We start from the raw sequence: 13783 nt of genomic DNA, 5'->3' as shown, positions 1-13783 counted from the left end.
AACATCCACGCCCACTACGACCTGGGGAACGCCTTCTACTCCCGCTGGCTGGACGAGACGATGACCTACTCGTCCGCTCGCTACGCCGCGCCCGGCCAGCCGCTGAGCGAGGCCCAGCGCAACAAGTACCGCACGCTGGCGCAGAGCATCGGCCTGCAGTCCGGCCAGCACGTCCTGGAGATCGGCTGCGGCTGGGGCGGCTTCGCCGAGTTCGCCGCCGGCGAGGTGGGCGCCAAGGTCACCGGCATCACCATCTCCAGGGAGCAGTACGACTTCGCCCGTGAGCGGCTGTTCCGCCAGGGTCTGAACGAGAAGGCCGAGATCCGCTTCGTCGATTACCGCGACGTGGACGGCCAGTTCGACCGCGTGGCCTCCATCGAAATGTTCGAGGCGGTCGGCGAGAAGTACTGGCCCGCCTACTTCGGCAAGATCGCCCAGGTGCTCTCGCCCGGCGGCCGAGCGGGTCTGCAGATCATCACCATCAAGGATGAGCTGTTCGAGGGCTATCGGCGGCGGATGGACTTCATCCAGAAGTACATTTTCCCCGGCGGCATGCTGCCATCCGAAGCGCGGCTGGCGCGCGAGACCCGCGCGGCGGGGCTGACGTGGGAGGGCCTCTCACGGTTCGGCCTGGATTACGCCGACACCCTGGCCGATTGGCGCCGGCGTTTCGACGGGGCCTGGGACGAGATCCGCCCGCTCGGGTTCGACGAGCGGTTCCGGCGGCTCTGGCGGTTCTACCTCAGCTATTGCGAGGCAGGGTTCCGCACCGGCCAGACCAACGTGGTGCAACTCTCGCTCGCGAAGGCCTGATCGCCCCCCTACCGGGAAACGGCGGCGCTGATTAAGTAGCGGCCATGACCATCGCCGCCAGCGTGCTCGACGCCATCGGGAACACCCCGCTCATCCGCCTGCGCCACGCCAGCGAGGCCACGGGTTGCGAGATCCTCGGCAAGGCCGAGTTCATGAACCCCGGCCAGTCCGTGAAGGACCGGGCGGCGCTCTACATCGTTCGTGACGCGGTGCAGAAAGGGCTGCTGAAGACCGGCGGTCGGATCGTCGAAGGCACGGCGGGCAACACAGGCATCGGCCTTGCCATGGTGGCCAAGGCGCTTGGCTACAACTGCACCATCGTCATGCCCAACACTCAGAGCCAGGAGAAGAAGGACGCGGTCCGGCTCTACGGCGCCGAGCTGATCGAGGTGGACGCGGTCCCCTATTCCAACCCCAACAACTACGTCCGCTACTCCGGCCGGCTCGCCGAGGAGCTGGCCGCCAAGGAGCCGGCCGGCGCGGTCTGGGCCAACCAGTTCGACAACGTCGCCAACCGCGAGGCCCACGTCGCCGGGACGGGTCCGGAGATCTGGGCGCAGACCGAGGGGAAGGTCGACGGCTTCATCTGCGCGGTGGGCTCGGGCGGCACCCTGGCTGGGGTCGCCGAGGCGCTGCGGGCGCGCAAGCCGGATGTGACCATCGGCCTGGCCGACCCCTACGGAGCCGCCCTCTACAGCTACTACACCGACGGCGAACTGAAGTCCGAAGGCAGCTCGATCAGCGAAGGTATCGGCCAGGGACGCATCACCGCCAACCTCGAGGGCCTCAAGGTCGATAAGGCCTACCGGATCGGCGACGAGGAGATGATGCTGGCGATCTACGACATGGTCGAGCACGAAGGCCTGGCCATGGGCGGCTCTACCGGCATCAACGTCGCCGGAGCGGTCCGGATGGCCAGGGACATGGGCCCGGGCCACACCATCGTGACCGTGCTCTGCGACCAGGGCGCCCGCTATCAGAGCAAGATCTACAATCCGCAGTTCCTTCGCGAGAAGGCCCTGCCCCTGCCCCACTGGCTGTGATGGCCGGGCCGCTGGTCAGCACCGACGCGCTCGCCGCCCGCCTGGGCGATCCGGGCCTTCGCGTGGTCGACGCCAGCTGGTTCCTGCCCACTGATCCGCGCAGCGGCCGCGACGCCTACCTCGCCGCCCATATTCCCGGCGCGGTGTTCTTCGACATCGACCAGATCGCCGACAAGTCGAGCGGCCTGCCGCACATGCTGCCGCCCCCGCAAGCGTTCGCCGAGGCGGCCGGTCGGTTGGGCCTGCCCCGAGAAGCGGAGGTCGTCGTCTACGACGCCCAGGGCATCTTCTCGGCGCCACGCGTCTGGTGGACGCTGAAGGTGATGGGTTACCCCCGCGTCGCGGTGCTGGACGGCGGCCTCAAGAAGTGGCGCGCCGAGGCCCGGCCCGTTGAGTCCGGCGATGTGGCCCCGACGTCTGCCGCCGTCACGGCCAGCTTTGATCCCCGAGCCGTCCGCGATTTTGAGGCCGTCCGCCACGCCCTCGCCAGCGGCGAGGCCCAGGTCGTGGACGCCCGCCCCGCCGCCCGCTTCCGCGGCGAGGCGCCGGAGCCGCGTCCTGGCCTGCGCGCCGGCCACATGCCGGGCGCCCGCAACCTGCCCTGGTCGGCCGTCGTCCGCGAGGACGGCACGCTGAAGCCGCCCGCCGAGCTTCGCGCCGCCTTCGAGGCCGCCGGCCTGGACCTCTCCCGGCCGATGATCGCCAGCTGCGGCTCCGGCGTCAGCGCCGCGGTGCTGACCCTGGCCCTGGCGCAGCTCGGAACCGAGGCGGCCATCTACGACGGCTCCTGGGCCGAGTGGGGGGCGCGCGACGACGCGTCCGTGGTGACCGGGCCATGAGCGCGCCCTTCATCCGCGAGGCCCGCGCCGACGAGCTCCACAAGCTGCCGGAGATCGAGCGCTCCGCCGCCGCCCTGTTCGAGGGCGAAGGCCACGACATGGACATCCTCACCAACGTCACACCGGGCGAGGTCTGGGCGCCGCGCCAGGCGGCCGGCACCGTCTGGGTCGCCGACGACGGCGCAGGCGAGGCGGTGGGCTTTCTGGCGGCGGAGGTGTTCAAGGACGAGCTGCACGTCTGGGAGCTGGACGTGCGCCAGGAGGCCCAGGGCCAAGGCATCGGACGGCGGCTGATGAATCACGCCATCGATTGGGCCCGCGGCCGCGGCCTCGCCCGTGTGACCCTCACGACCTTCCGCGACATCCCCTGGAACGCGCCCTTCTACGCCTCGCTCGGCTTCGCCGCGGTAGCGGCGGAGGACCTCAGCGTGCGGCTGGCGGAAGTGCTGAGCCTGGAGACCTCCAAGGGCCTGAACCCCGACGAGCGCTGCGCCATGGTGCTGGAGCTGCGCGGGGGGGCCCGGTCTCACCGCATGGGCGGGGCGTAGAGCAGGCCGGGCGGATCGGCGTTCCAGCGCGCGTTGAGGCCCCGCGCCAGGCGGAGGGCCGAGCCTTCGCCGAGGTTGCGCCGGAACAGCTCGTCGTAGGCGCCCACCTGGCGGATCGCCTGGAAGGCCCAGTCCTGGCGCAGGCCGAGCAGCGGCCCGAGCTCCCGCTCCAATCCTAACAGCCGCCGAGCCTCGGGCGCCGTCGCCAGCCCCTTGGCCTCCGCCACGTCGGCCGAGCGCAGCTCCAGCTCCTCGGCCACGATCAGGGCGAACATCGTCCAGCGGACGATGTCGGCCCACACCGGATCGTCCTGGCGCACGGCGGGCCCCAGCGGCTCCTTTGAGATGATGTCGGGCAGGATCACGTGCGCCGTGGGGCTGTTCATCACCGTCCGCGCCGCCGCCAGGGCCGAGAGGTCGGCGCTCATGGCGTCGCACGCCTCGCTCTGGTAGGACGCCCGCCCCGCCTCCTCGCTCTCCACCACCACGGCCTGGTAGTCGATGGCCCGAGCGCGCATGTAGTCGGACAGGTTCTGCTCGGCGTCGGTGCCGGCCTGGACGCAGATCCGGGCGCCCGACAGCTCGTGCACGCTGGTGAGGTTCAGCGCCCGGCGGACCATGAACCCCTGGCCGTCGAAATAGGTGATCACCGGGAAGTCGACGCCCAGCCCTGCGTCGCGCGAGAAGGTCCAGGAGGTGTTGCGCGACAGCACGTCGATCTCGCCGCTCTTGAGAACCGCGAACCGCTCGGCCGCGGACAGCGGCCGGAAGCGCACGGCGTTCGCATCGCCGAGCGTCGCCGCGGCCAGGGCCCGGCAGACGTCCACGTCGAAGCCCCGCCACACCCCGCGCACGTCGCGCACGGAAAAGCCCGCCAGCTCCGGGTGCACGCCGCAGCTCAGCCAGCCGCGCTTGCGCACCGCCGCCAGCGTCGGGCTGACGGCGGGCTGGTAGGTCGCCGGCGCTGACGGCGCGGCGGCCGGCGGCGGCGGAGACGGCTCGGCCGCCTCCTCCCGCTCGCCGCAGGCGACGAGCGCCAGGGCGAGGGCCGTCGTCGCGCAAAGCCGTCGGATCACGCCGCGCTCCTTGATCGGAAAAGCCGGGGAGGCTCTAACTTGCCGGAGCTTCAGTTTCGCCCCCGTAGCCGCCGGCCTCAACCCGCATGGACGAAGAAACCCGCCTGATCCGCGCCGGCCAGCTGTCCGGGCCGCTAGCCAAGACCGTCGGCCCGCCGATCCAGAAGGGCTCGACGGTGCTGTTGCCGAACGCGGCGGCCCTGTACGACGACGACGCCTTCGTCACCTACGGCCGCAAGGGCCTGGCCGCCCAGGAAGGGCTGATCGACGCCTTGAACCAGCTGGAGGGCGCGGCCGGGACCTGCCTCTACCCCTCGGGCCTCGCCGCACTCACCGGCGCCATGCTGGCGGTGCTGAAGGCCGGCGACGAGGTGCTGGTCGTCGACACCGTCTACAATCCGACGCGCCGCTTCTGCGACCACGTGCTGACGCGCTTCGGTGTTGCGGTCCGCTACTTCGATCCCGCCCAGCCGCCGGACGAACTGATGGGCGGGACTTCGGAGCAGACCCGGCTGATCGTTCTGGAGTCGCCAGGCTCGCTGACTTTCGAGATGCAGGACCTGGCGCGCATCGCCGAGCTCGCCCGGGCGCGGGGTATCCTTACCTTGGCGGACAACACCTGGGGCGCCGGCCACCTCTTCAAACCGCTGGCCCACGGCATCGACCTCAGCGTCCAGGCGCTGACCAAATACGTCGGCGGCCACTCCGACGTCTTCATGGGCTCGGTCGCCGCCCGGGACGCGGCGCTGGCGCGAAAACTCGACGATGGGATCGTCCACCTGGGCTGGGCCGTGTCGCCGGAGGACGCCTACCAGATGCTGCGCGGCCTTCGCACCCTGCCCACCCGTCTGGAGCGGCAGGGCACCAGTGCGCTCAAGGTCGCCGCCTGGCTGAAGGCCCAAGACGAGGTGGCGGAGGTGCTGTTCCCCGCCCTGCCCGGCGCGCCGCACCACCACCTGTGGAAGCGCGACTACCGCGGCGCCTGCGGCCTGTTCAGCTTCGTGCTGAAGCCGGCGCCGGCCCGTGCGGTCGACGCCCTGCTCGACGTCTTGACCCTGTTCGGCCTCGGCTTCTCCTGGGGGGGCTTCGAGAGCCTGGCCATCTCGTGCGACCACCAGCTGCGCAAGCGCAAACACCGCAAGGACTACGGCGGCCCGATTGTGCGCCTGCACATCGGCCTGGAGCACCCCGACGACCTGATCTCCGACCTGCGCCTCGGCCTGGACGCGTATCGGCGCGCGCGCGGCTGAGACAGAGGCGCCGTTAACCGACTCTTCCGGGCTCCGGTGCAAGCTCGGCCGCTGTTGCGGGGGGCTGACCTTGGGGCGCGGTTCATGACGCCAGGACCCGACTTGGCCGACGGCGGGATCCGTCGCCTCGCCCTCTGGGCGGTGTTCGCCGCCTTCGTGCTGGCCCAGGCCGTGCTGGCCGCGAGGCTCATCGCCATCCAGCCCCTGGGCTTCGACTTCGCTCCTCTCTGGACCGCCCTTCGGCTCGTCGGCGAAGGCCGCCTCGACGCGCTCTACGACTTCCAGGCCGTCACCGCGGCCCAGCAATGGCTTACCGGCGAGACCTCCAAGACCCGTCCGTTCGTCAACCCGCCCACCTACCTGCTCTTCGCGCCGCTCGGGCAACTTCCCTTTCCCGCCGCCTACGGCCTGTGGGCCGCAGCCTCCCTGGCCGCCTTCCTCGCGGCGACGGCCCGCGCTTTCGGCTGGCGCGCCGCCCTCCTGGCCCTCGCGACGCCGGCCGTCGGTTTGGTGATGCTGATCGGCCAGTCATCCCTCGTTGTCGGGGCCCTAGTGCTCGTCGGCCTGAAGCTGCGTCAGAGGCCCCTGCTGGCGGGGCTGGCCCTGGCGTTCGCCGCGGCGATCAAGCCGCAGCTTCTCGTGCTGGCGCCGTTCGCGCTGGCCGCCGAGCGGCGGTGGGGCGCGCTGCTCATCTGCGGCGCCGCCGGGCTGGCCCTCTGCCTGATCTCCGCAGCGGTGTTCGGCGCCGGGCCGTGGATCGCCTGGTTCGACGCCTTGCAGCGCTTCCACCGCCTGATCGCCGCCGATCCGAGCCTGTTGGCCGAGGCGGTCACCCCGGCGTCCCTGTTGGTCGCCTGGCATGCGCCGCAGGCCGCCCTTCTCGCCTGCCAGATCCTCAGCCTCGCCGGAGGGGCGGCGGCCGTCTGGGCCGTCTTCCGACGCAGCGAGGACCTGGCGGTGCGCTCGATCGCGGTGATCGGCATGGGCCTGCTGGCGAGCCCCTACGCCATGGCCTACGAGCTGGCGATGCTCGCCCCCGCGCTCGCCTGCCTGGCGCTTCGGGTGGACCGTCGCCTGTGGCTGGCCGCCTTCGGCTCCTACCTGCTGCTGGTGATGGTGGTCCCGGGACCGCTGGCCCTCGCCCTGATCCTCGCCCTATCGCTGGGGCCGCTCGCGGCGTCCGACTCGCGCGCGTCGAAGCGCGCCCTCGCGGCCGCCGAATGAGCGCGCGGAGATCGTCGCCGCCTGGCCCTGCGGCGGCCCAGCGCCTGACCCTCGCCTGCATCCTGATCGCCATCGGTGCGCTCTTTGCGCCGGCCCTCATGGTCACGATGCCGCCGCTGCTCGACTACCCCAACCACTACGCCCGCCTGTGGCTGCTGGCGGGCGGGATCGACGCGCCGCCGCTTACGAGCATCTACGCCGTCGACTGGGCTTTCGCGACGACCAACATCGGCATCGACCTCCTGGCGGCGTCCGTCGGCAAGCTCATCGGTATCGATCGTCTGGGGCCGCTGCTGGTCGCGTTGTCTTCGGCCCTGCCGGTGATCGGTGCGGTGCTGCTGCACCGGCGCCTCTTCGGGCAGTGGACGTGGTGGCAGGTCGGGTTCGCCATGGCCGGCTGGGGCATGACCGTCCTCGCCGGCTTCCTCAACTTCCAGATCGGTCTGGGCCTGGCGCTGCTGGCCGCGGTCGCGGACCTGCAGCTCGCCCAATCCAGCCGCACCGCGACGGTCGTCTTTCGTGTGGCGGCTTCGGCGGCCCTGCTGGTCGTCCACCCCTTCGCCAGCCTGTTCTACGCCGTGCTGGCCGCAGCCCTCGCCCTGGGGCCGGAGATCCGGCCGCTGCTCTCCTGGCGCGGGGCGGTGGCCGCGGCGGCTCGGGTGCTGCTGGCCGCCGCGCCGATCGCCGCCCCGGTTCTGCTCTTCGTCCTCTTCGCGCCCAACATGCCGACCCAGGGGGAGGAAACCGCCGGCGTGATCTGGCCGAAGTTCAGCCCCGCCTACGCCATCGAGGTGCTCCTCGGCGGGGTGCGGACCTACGATCCGCTGCTGGACCTGCCGCTGCTGATGGTGCTGGCGCTCGCCATTCCGCTCGCCGGGCGGCTAAAGCGCCTGCAGGCGCACGGGGGCCTGACCCTGGCCGCCGCCGGGCTCGCCCTGGTGAGCCTGGCGATGCCCGAGCAGATCGGCGACACCGCCTGGATGAACCTGCGGCTGCCGGTGATGGCGCTGCTGACGTTTCTCGTCTCCGTCAATCCGCTCGCCGTCACCCGCAGGGAGGCGGCCATCGCCGCCTGCGGCCTGCTTGTCGTCACCCTGTCGCGCACCGCCGGCGTCGGCGGCGTGTGGGTCATGCGTCAGCCGGACATCGCCGCGCTTCAGCGGGTGCTGGCGCACGTGCCGGCCGGTGCCGCCGTGCTGCCGGTGACAACCCTGCCGCCGGACCAGTTGCTGCGTCGGCACGTGGGACGCTTCACCTACGGCGGCCCGTCCCACACCCACTATGCGACGCTGGTCATTCCGTGGCGCCAGGCGTTCACGCCGATCCTGTTCACGACGCCGGGCAAGCAGCCGGTCCAGCCGCGCCCGCCCTGGGACGAGATCAGCGGCACCGAACAGGGGCCCCTCCTTCCCGAGGAGCTGAACGGCCAGCTGCCGCCCCCTGCCTACGCGCGCGAGTGGCGGGCCCGCTTCGACTATGTACTGCTGCTGAACGCCGACATGCCCCACCGCACCGTCGCACAGCCGCCGGCGGACCTTGAACTCGTCGGCGACGAGGGCTTCGCCAGACTCTACAGAGTGCCCTGACCTGGCGCGCCCGGCAGGACTCGAACCTGCAACCGTCCGCTTAGAAGGCGGATGCTCTATCCGGTTGAGCTACGGGCGCGGAGGCGTCAGTGCGTCCAGGGGATCTTGCGCCCGAAGGCGAAGTTGTCGGCATAGGCCTTGATGATCTTCTTGGCCGGCTTGGGGTCGACCAGCTGGAAGGAGATGCCGTGCGCCTGGGCGTAGGCCACCGCCTCCTCCTTGGTGTCGAAGGTCATGCGAAGCTGACCTTGGGTGTCGGTGGTCTGGGTCCAGCCCATCAGCCGGTCGGGGCGGCGCGCGGTCTGCGGCTCGAACTCCAGCACCCATTCCTGGGTGCGCGCCTTGCCGGACTGCATGGCGGTCTTCGACGGACGGTAGATGCGCGCAAGCATAGAACCTCGAACCTTTCCTCCGTCGGCGCTGGTCGGGGCGGCAGGATTCGAACCTGCGACCCTCTGCTCCCAAAGCAGATGCGCTACCAGGCTGCGCTACGCCCCGAGGAGGAGCGCCGACGAGGGGCTCTCTTGCCATGCGCCGCCCCGGCTCGCAACGCGGCCTAACGCTGCCGAGGTTTCATCAGCTTGAAGACCCCGGTGGCGCGGACCACGTCGCGCGAGCCGACGAAGGCCCGTCCCTCGGCGAAGGCGACCTCGGCCGTCACGCGGGTCAGCTTCGCCTCGCCGATCACCCACTCGCTGGTGCGGGCCATGTGCAGGAAGTCGACGGACAGGTGGATGGTCACCGCCGGGCGCTGGGCGCCGCGGAACACCGCCGCCGCCAGCAGGCCATCGAGGAAGGCGGTAAGCATGCCTCCGTGCACCAGGCCCATGCCGTTGGTGTGCCGGTGCTCGGCGAAGAAGGCGTGCTGCACGTGCTCGTCGGTCAGGCGATGGTAGATCGGCCCGTTGACCGTGCTGAACGGCCCGCGTCCTTCCGAGCGCTTGAACCCTTCCGGCGGGGCCGGCGCCTGCCCCTCAGCCACGCGGGAAGGCCCGGTGGACGATGCGGTCGCCGGGCAGCACGCCCAGCTGCCGGGCCCGGCCGCCGGCGATCTCTAGCACCGCCAGCACCGGCCCGCCGGACGGCACCGGCGTCTCGTCCAGCGGCCTGGTCTGGTGGGCGATCGAGCGGATCGTCCCGTTCCTGCGGACGAAGATCATGTCCAGCGGGATCAGGGTGTTGCGCATCCAGAAGGCGACGGGCCGCTCGTCCGGGAAGATGAACAGCATGCCCCGGTCGGCCGCCAGCGAGCGCCGGTGCATCAGCCCGCGGTTCCGCTCCGGACCCTCGTCGGCGATCTCGACCTTGAACCGGTGGCGGCCAGCCCTGGTGACGATCTCCAGGCTCTCGAACGTGGTGCGGGTCTGGCCCGTCGCCTGCCAGGCGCAGCCGGAAAGCAGCACCGCGCCGCCGAGCGCCAGCGCGCGCCTGCGGCCGATGTCCAGGTCAGACAACGTGAAACTCCGAGCTAGGTTGGCTCCTTAAGCCAGACCTACCGGTTCGATCTCGGCCACCACAAGCCCTTTCGGGCCGTCGGCGAAGCGCACCATCACGTCGTCGCCGGGCTGCAGGTCGTCGAGGCCCGAGCGGCGCAACGTCTCGATGTGGACGAAGATGTCCCCCGGCTCGTGATCGCGGACCACGAAGCCGTAGCCCTTGGCCCGGTTGAACCATTTGACCTTGGCGCGCTCCAGCGGGCCGGTAGCCTGCAGCGGCCGGCGAGGCGGGCGGGCGGCGACGGCGCCGAAGCTCTCGCGGCGGAAGCTGTCGCCCTCGGGCCGACGCCGTTCGGCCGGCGGCGGGGCGCAGCTCTCGTCGATCTCGACGACTTCGCACACCTGCCAGCCTTTCGGCCGACGGACGACGTCGCAGACGATGACCGCGCCTTCGAGCGCGCTCTCGCGCCCGGAATTGCGCAGGCTCGTCACATGTAAAAGGACGTCCTTGAGTTCGGTCTGCGCCGGGTCGTCGGGGACGATGAAACCGTACCCCTTGCCGGCGTCGAACCACTTCACGCGCCCGCTGATCCGTACGGCTTCAGCTTGCGCTTCCAACCCATTGAATTCCAAACCCGCCATCTGCCCCTCTGGCCAGTCCCCCCTGTCCCAACCAGGACGGGCCAACTATAACACTGTTATGGTATATGGTTAGCGTCAATGGGAGTTTTCGCGGACGGATGCTGTCGTCCCGCGAGTCTCGACCTGACGGAGAAGCGCCGCGTGGCAGTCCCTAGGGGAGTCGAACCCCTCTCTCCAGGTTGAAAACCTGGCGTCCTAACCGATAGACGAAGGGACCGTCCGACGCGGAGGGCGGCTGTATATAAGCGTTGTTTGGCCTGCGCAAGACGCCTGTCAGGCCTGTGCGCGACGCGGATCGGCGGCGTCTTCGATCTCCAGTTCGACGCTCTCGCGGCCCTGCCAATCATCGGGCTTCAGCTTGCCCACAACGTGGATCGAGCCCCCTTCCACCAGCAGCCGCCGGCCGAGCTCTGTGTCCTCGGCCCGCCAGCAGACGGCCTTCAGCTTGCCGCCGGAGGAGTCGGTCAGCGTCACCCGCACGTGCCCGCCGCGCAGCGCCATGGGCCGCTCGATGCGAACATCGGCGGCGGCGAACACCGGCTCGGGATTGCCGGGCCCGAAGGGGGCCATCTGCTGGAATTCGGTGAGCAGGCTGCGCTGGGCCGCCTTGGTGGTGATCAGGGCGTCCACCTCCAGGCCGTCCTCGGCGGCGGCGCTCTCCTCGGCCAGCCGCTCGTTGAGGAACTCGCGCAGCTCGGGCAGCGCGTCGGGGCGCACCGACAGCCCCGCGGCCATGGCGTGGCCGCCGCCGGCCAGCAGCAGGCCTTCCTCATAGGCCGCCTGCACCGCATGGCCGAGATTGATCCCCGGCTGGGAGCGGCCGGAGCCCTTGCCGACGTTGGCCGCCCGGTCGATGCCGACCACGATCGCCGGCTTGCGGTAGCGCTCCCGGAGCCGGCCGGCGACGATGCCGATCACCCCGGGGTGCCACCCGTCGGCGGCTACCAGCAGCAGCGGTGCGTCGGCCTGGTTGCTCTCCTGCTCGACGGCGCGGACAGCGGCCTCGAGAACCTCCTTCTCCACCTCCTTGCGGGAGGCGTTGAGGGCGTCGAGCTCCTCGGCCAGGGCGCGGGCCTCCTCGGGATCGTCGGTGGAGAGCAGCCGCGCGCCCAGGTCCGAGCGGCCGATGCGGCCGCCGGCGTTGATCCGCGGCCCCAGGATGAAGCCGGCGTGGAAGGTCGAGGCCGGGCCCTGGCTCTTGGCGACCTCCAGCAGGGCCTTCAGGCCCGGGTTGCGCCAGGCCGACATCACCTTCAGCCCCTGTGCGGTCAGGGCGCGGTTGAAGTCCACCAGCTGGGTCACGTCGCAGATCGCCCCGAGCGCGGCCAAGTCCAGCCACTGGCGCAGGTCCGGCTCGGGCCGGGTCTCGAACAGGGTCCGGCGGCGCGCTTCACGGTTCAGCGCCGCCAGCAGCACGAAGGTCACGCCCGCGGCGGCCAGACACCCCTGCCCCGAGGCGCAGTCCGGCCGGTTGGGGTTCACCAGGGCGGCCACCTTGGGGATGTCGCCGCGCATCAGGTGGTGGTCGATCACCACCACCTCCAGGCCGATCTCGGCGGCGCAGGCGATGGCGTCGTGGGCCGCGGCCCCGCAGTCCAGGGTCACCACCAGCTCGGCCCCTTCGCTGCGCAGGCGGCGGAAGGCGGCGGGCGAGGGTCCATAGCCCTCGGTCATCCGGTCAGGGATATAGATGGGCAGCTCCTTGCCCATGGTCCGAAACCAGCGCACCAGCTGGGCGGCGCTGGAGGCGCCGTCCACATCGTAGTCGGCGAACACCACCACGGGCCGGTCGCGGACCAGGGCGTCCACCAGGATCTCGGCGGCCAGGTCCATGTCCTGGAAGCTGGAGGGGTTGGGGAACAGCGCCTTCAGGGTCGGGGTGAGGTAGGTCTCGCCGGCCTCCGCCCCGACGCCACGCGAGGCCAGCGCCCGGGCGAGCGGCTCCGACAGGCCCAGCGTCAGCTGGTGGCGGCGCACGAGGTCAGGGTCGGCCGGCCGCTGGCGCCAGAACCGGCCCGACAGGGACCGGGAAACGCCGAGATAGCCTGAAACGCCGCTGCCGTCCGCCATCCGACCCATCCCCCGTGAAGAGGCGCACTATCGGCCTCTTCGCTTGCGAGTCGCCAGGGCCGAGGGTCGCACGTTCGATGATCCCTGCGACAGTCTCGGACGCCTACCAATCCAAGTAGCCAAAAGCGCGTGCATTGCTGCGCCTGAGCAATCCTGCGACCATCCTTGCTCAGGCCTCGGGGGTGCCGATGAAACTGTTGGCGATCATGATGCTTGTCATCGCCGCGAGCGATGACGGAGCCGGCGCTGCTCGCGAGGCTCTAACCCGTGAAGCGCTCGAACTCATGGGCGGGCCCGAGGGGCCCGCGTTCTTCGAACGGAATCCTACACCGTGGGTTGATCCTCACTGGTTCAGCAATGGCCCCGGCGGGGCCGTCGGACGGCTTCACCAGATCTGCAAGGCTGCGAATGAACCGCCACCGGATGTCCTTCGCGGCGCAGCTTGGGATGCCACAGATCCGCGGACGCTATCGCCCAACGACCGCTCTGTAGTCAGAGACTGGCTGGGACGGGTGCTGGTCGCAGGCATGACATGCGGCACGTACTTCGAACTCGCGGAGGAGAGCCTGGGCGCACAGGGGCGCGTCGACCGTTGTCCCGAGGGCGTCCGGGCGGCTCGAGCGTTCCTCGCCTACGTCGATCGCCGGCCAGAGCTGAAGACTCGAGAGGACCGGCCAGCAGTGACAACGGAAGCGCTGCTGGCCGCTGGATGCCAGCAACGCTTAACGCCGAGGTAGCCTCGACGCCTCAGACCGGCCGCTTCATCCGAACTTCCCGCACCGTGCGGGTCGCGGAGTTCATCACCAGCGTGTGGGTGTGCACGAAGCCGTCGGCGAGGCGCACGCCGTCCAGCAGGGCGCCCTTGGTGACGCCTGTGGCGGCGAAGATGGCGTCGGCGCGGACCATCTCGTGGAGGTCGTACTTCTTGTCGAGCTCGGTGATGCCGCAGCGCTCGGCGCGGGCCCGCTCATCATTGTTCCGGAACACGAGCCGGCCCTGGAACTGGCCGCCGACGCACTTCAGCGCCGCGCAGGCGAGCACGCCCTCGGGCGCGCCGCCGGAGCCCACGTACATGTCGATGCCGGTGTCCGGATCGGCCGTGTTGATGACGCCGGCTACATCCCCGTCGGTGATCAGGTGCACCCGCGCGCCCACCGAGCGCAGCGAGGCCATGATTTCGGCATGCCGCGGCCGGTCGAGCACGCAGACGGTGATTTCGGAGGGGTCGACCCCCTTTGCTTTCGCCATCGCCTTGA

General features: G+C 70.6%; 15 protein-coding genes and 3 tRNA genes. 8 read left to right on the top strand and 10 right to left on the bottom strand.

Annotation, left to right across the window (positions count from 1 at the left end; genetic code table 11):
• From VHK87_RS14375 to VHK87_RS14360, 4 genes are all read left to right on the top strand, one after another.
• The coding region (locus VHK87_RS14375) for a cyclopropane-fatty-acyl-phospholipid synthase family protein (protein ID WP_329635575.1) at positions 1-813 on the top strand (813 nt) is incomplete at its 5' end.
• Between the two features lie 44 nt (positions 814-857).
• Complete coding sequence (locus VHK87_RS14370; protein WP_329635574.1) at positions 858-1856, top strand: cysteine synthase A; 999 nt, start codon at positions 858-860, stop codon at positions 1854-1856.
• Positions 1856-2695 (top strand): 3-mercaptopyruvate sulfurtransferase, encoded by an 840-nt coding sequence (gene sseA / locus VHK87_RS14365; RefSeq protein ID WP_329635573.1) that lies wholly within the window; start codon positions 1856-1858, stop codon positions 2693-2695. The genes VHK87_RS14370 and sseA overlap by 1 nt, the downstream gene beginning before the upstream one ends.
• On the top strand, positions 2692-3243 hold the full coding sequence (locus VHK87_RS14360; RefSeq protein WP_329635572.1) for a GNAT family N-acetyltransferase: 552 nt from the start codon (positions 2692-2694) through the stop codon (positions 3241-3243). The genes sseA and VHK87_RS14360 overlap by 4 nt, the downstream gene beginning before the upstream one ends.
• On the opposite strand, the gene VHK87_RS14355 is transcribed toward VHK87_RS14360, so the two are convergent.
• Positions 3222-4319: an amino acid ABC transporter substrate-binding protein gene (locus VHK87_RS14355; RefSeq protein WP_329635571.1), complete on the bottom strand. Its 1098-nt coding sequence runs from the start codon at positions 4317-4319 to the stop codon at positions 3222-3224. The two genes, VHK87_RS14360 and VHK87_RS14355, sit on opposite strands and share 22 nt — an antisense overlap.
• 86 nt (positions 4320-4405) lie before the next feature.
• Here VHK87_RS14355 and metC point away from each other — a divergent pair, with 86 nt between their 5' ends.
• The 3 genes from metC (at position 4406) to VHK87_RS14340 (ending at position 8379) form a co-directional block, all read left to right on the top strand.
• Positions 4406-5569 carry a cystathionine beta-lyase gene (gene metC / locus VHK87_RS14350; RefSeq protein WP_329635570.1) on the top strand — a complete coding sequence of 388 codons (1164 nt, stop codon included), beginning with the start codon at positions 4406-4408 and terminating at the stop codon, positions 5567-5569.
• Between the two features lie 84 nt (positions 5570-5653).
• A complete protein-coding gene (locus VHK87_RS14345; RefSeq protein ID WP_329635569.1) occupies positions 5654-6793 on the top strand; it encodes a glycosyltransferase family 87 protein in 1140 nt (379 codons plus the stop codon).
• Positions 6790-8379 (top strand): hypothetical protein, encoded by a 1590-nt coding sequence (locus tag VHK87_RS14340; RefSeq protein WP_329635568.1) that lies wholly within the window; start codon positions 6790-6792, stop codon positions 8377-8379. Before VHK87_RS14345 ends, VHK87_RS14340 begins: the two co-directional genes overlap by 4 nt.
• Before the next feature lie 2 nt (positions 8380-8381).
• Here VHK87_RS14340 and VHK87_RS14335 read toward each other — a convergent pair.
• From VHK87_RS14335 to recJ, 8 genes are all read right to left on the bottom strand, one after another.
• Positions 8382-8458: transfer RNA gene (locus tag VHK87_RS14335), tRNA-Arg, on the bottom strand.
• A 7-nt stretch (positions 8459-8465) separates the two neighbouring features.
• A complete protein-coding gene (locus VHK87_RS14330; protein WP_329635567.1) occupies positions 8466-8771 on the bottom strand; it encodes an ETC complex I subunit in 306 nt (101 codons plus the stop codon).
• Between the two features lie 29 nt (positions 8772-8800).
• Positions 8801-8877 (bottom strand) — tRNA-Pro (locus tag VHK87_RS14325).
• A 58-nt stretch (positions 8878-8935) separates the two neighbouring features.
• Entirely contained in the window at positions 8936-9361 is a 426-nt protein-coding gene (locus tag VHK87_RS14320; RefSeq protein WP_329635566.1) for a PaaI family thioesterase, read from the bottom strand.
• Complete coding sequence (locus tag VHK87_RS14315) at positions 9354-9833, bottom strand: DUF192 domain-containing protein (protein ID WP_329635565.1); 480 nt, start codon at positions 9831-9833, stop codon at positions 9354-9356. The genes VHK87_RS14320 and VHK87_RS14315 overlap by 8 nt, the downstream gene beginning before the upstream one ends.
• Before the next feature lie 27 nt (positions 9834-9860).
• Positions 9861-10457 (bottom strand): cold-shock protein, encoded by a 597-nt coding sequence (locus VHK87_RS14310; RefSeq protein ID WP_329635564.1) that lies wholly within the window; start codon positions 10455-10457, stop codon positions 9861-9863.
• A gap of 142 nt (positions 10458-10599) precedes the next feature.
• A tRNA-Glu gene (locus tag VHK87_RS14305) sits at positions 10600-10674 on the bottom strand.
• Positions 10675-10730: 56 nt separating this feature from the next.
• Positions 10731-12527 carry a single-stranded-DNA-specific exonuclease RecJ gene (gene recJ / locus VHK87_RS14300; RefSeq protein WP_329635563.1) on the bottom strand — a complete coding sequence of 599 codons (1797 nt, stop codon included), beginning with the start codon at positions 12525-12527 and terminating at the stop codon, positions 10731-10733.
• Positions 12528-12661: 134 nt separating this feature from the next.
• Between recJ and VHK87_RS14295 the strand changes: the two genes are divergently transcribed.
• Complete coding sequence (locus VHK87_RS14295; protein ID WP_329635562.1) at positions 12662-13264, top strand: hypothetical protein; 603 nt, start codon at positions 12662-12664, stop codon at positions 13262-13264.
• Between the two features lie 10 nt (positions 13265-13274).
• Here VHK87_RS14295 and VHK87_RS14290 read toward each other — a convergent pair.
• The coding region (locus VHK87_RS14290) for a fructose-bisphosphatase class II (RefSeq protein WP_329635561.1) at positions 13275-13783 on the bottom strand (509 nt) is incomplete at its 5' end.

This window comes from Phenylobacterium sp. (assembly GCF_036263695.1).
In the GTDB taxonomy this organism is placed as follows: domain Bacteria; phylum Pseudomonadota; class Alphaproteobacteria; order Caulobacterales; family Caulobacteraceae; genus Phenylobacterium.
Note: the sequence above shows the minus strand (reverse complement) of the source record. Positions and strands in the feature narration are given on the sequence as shown.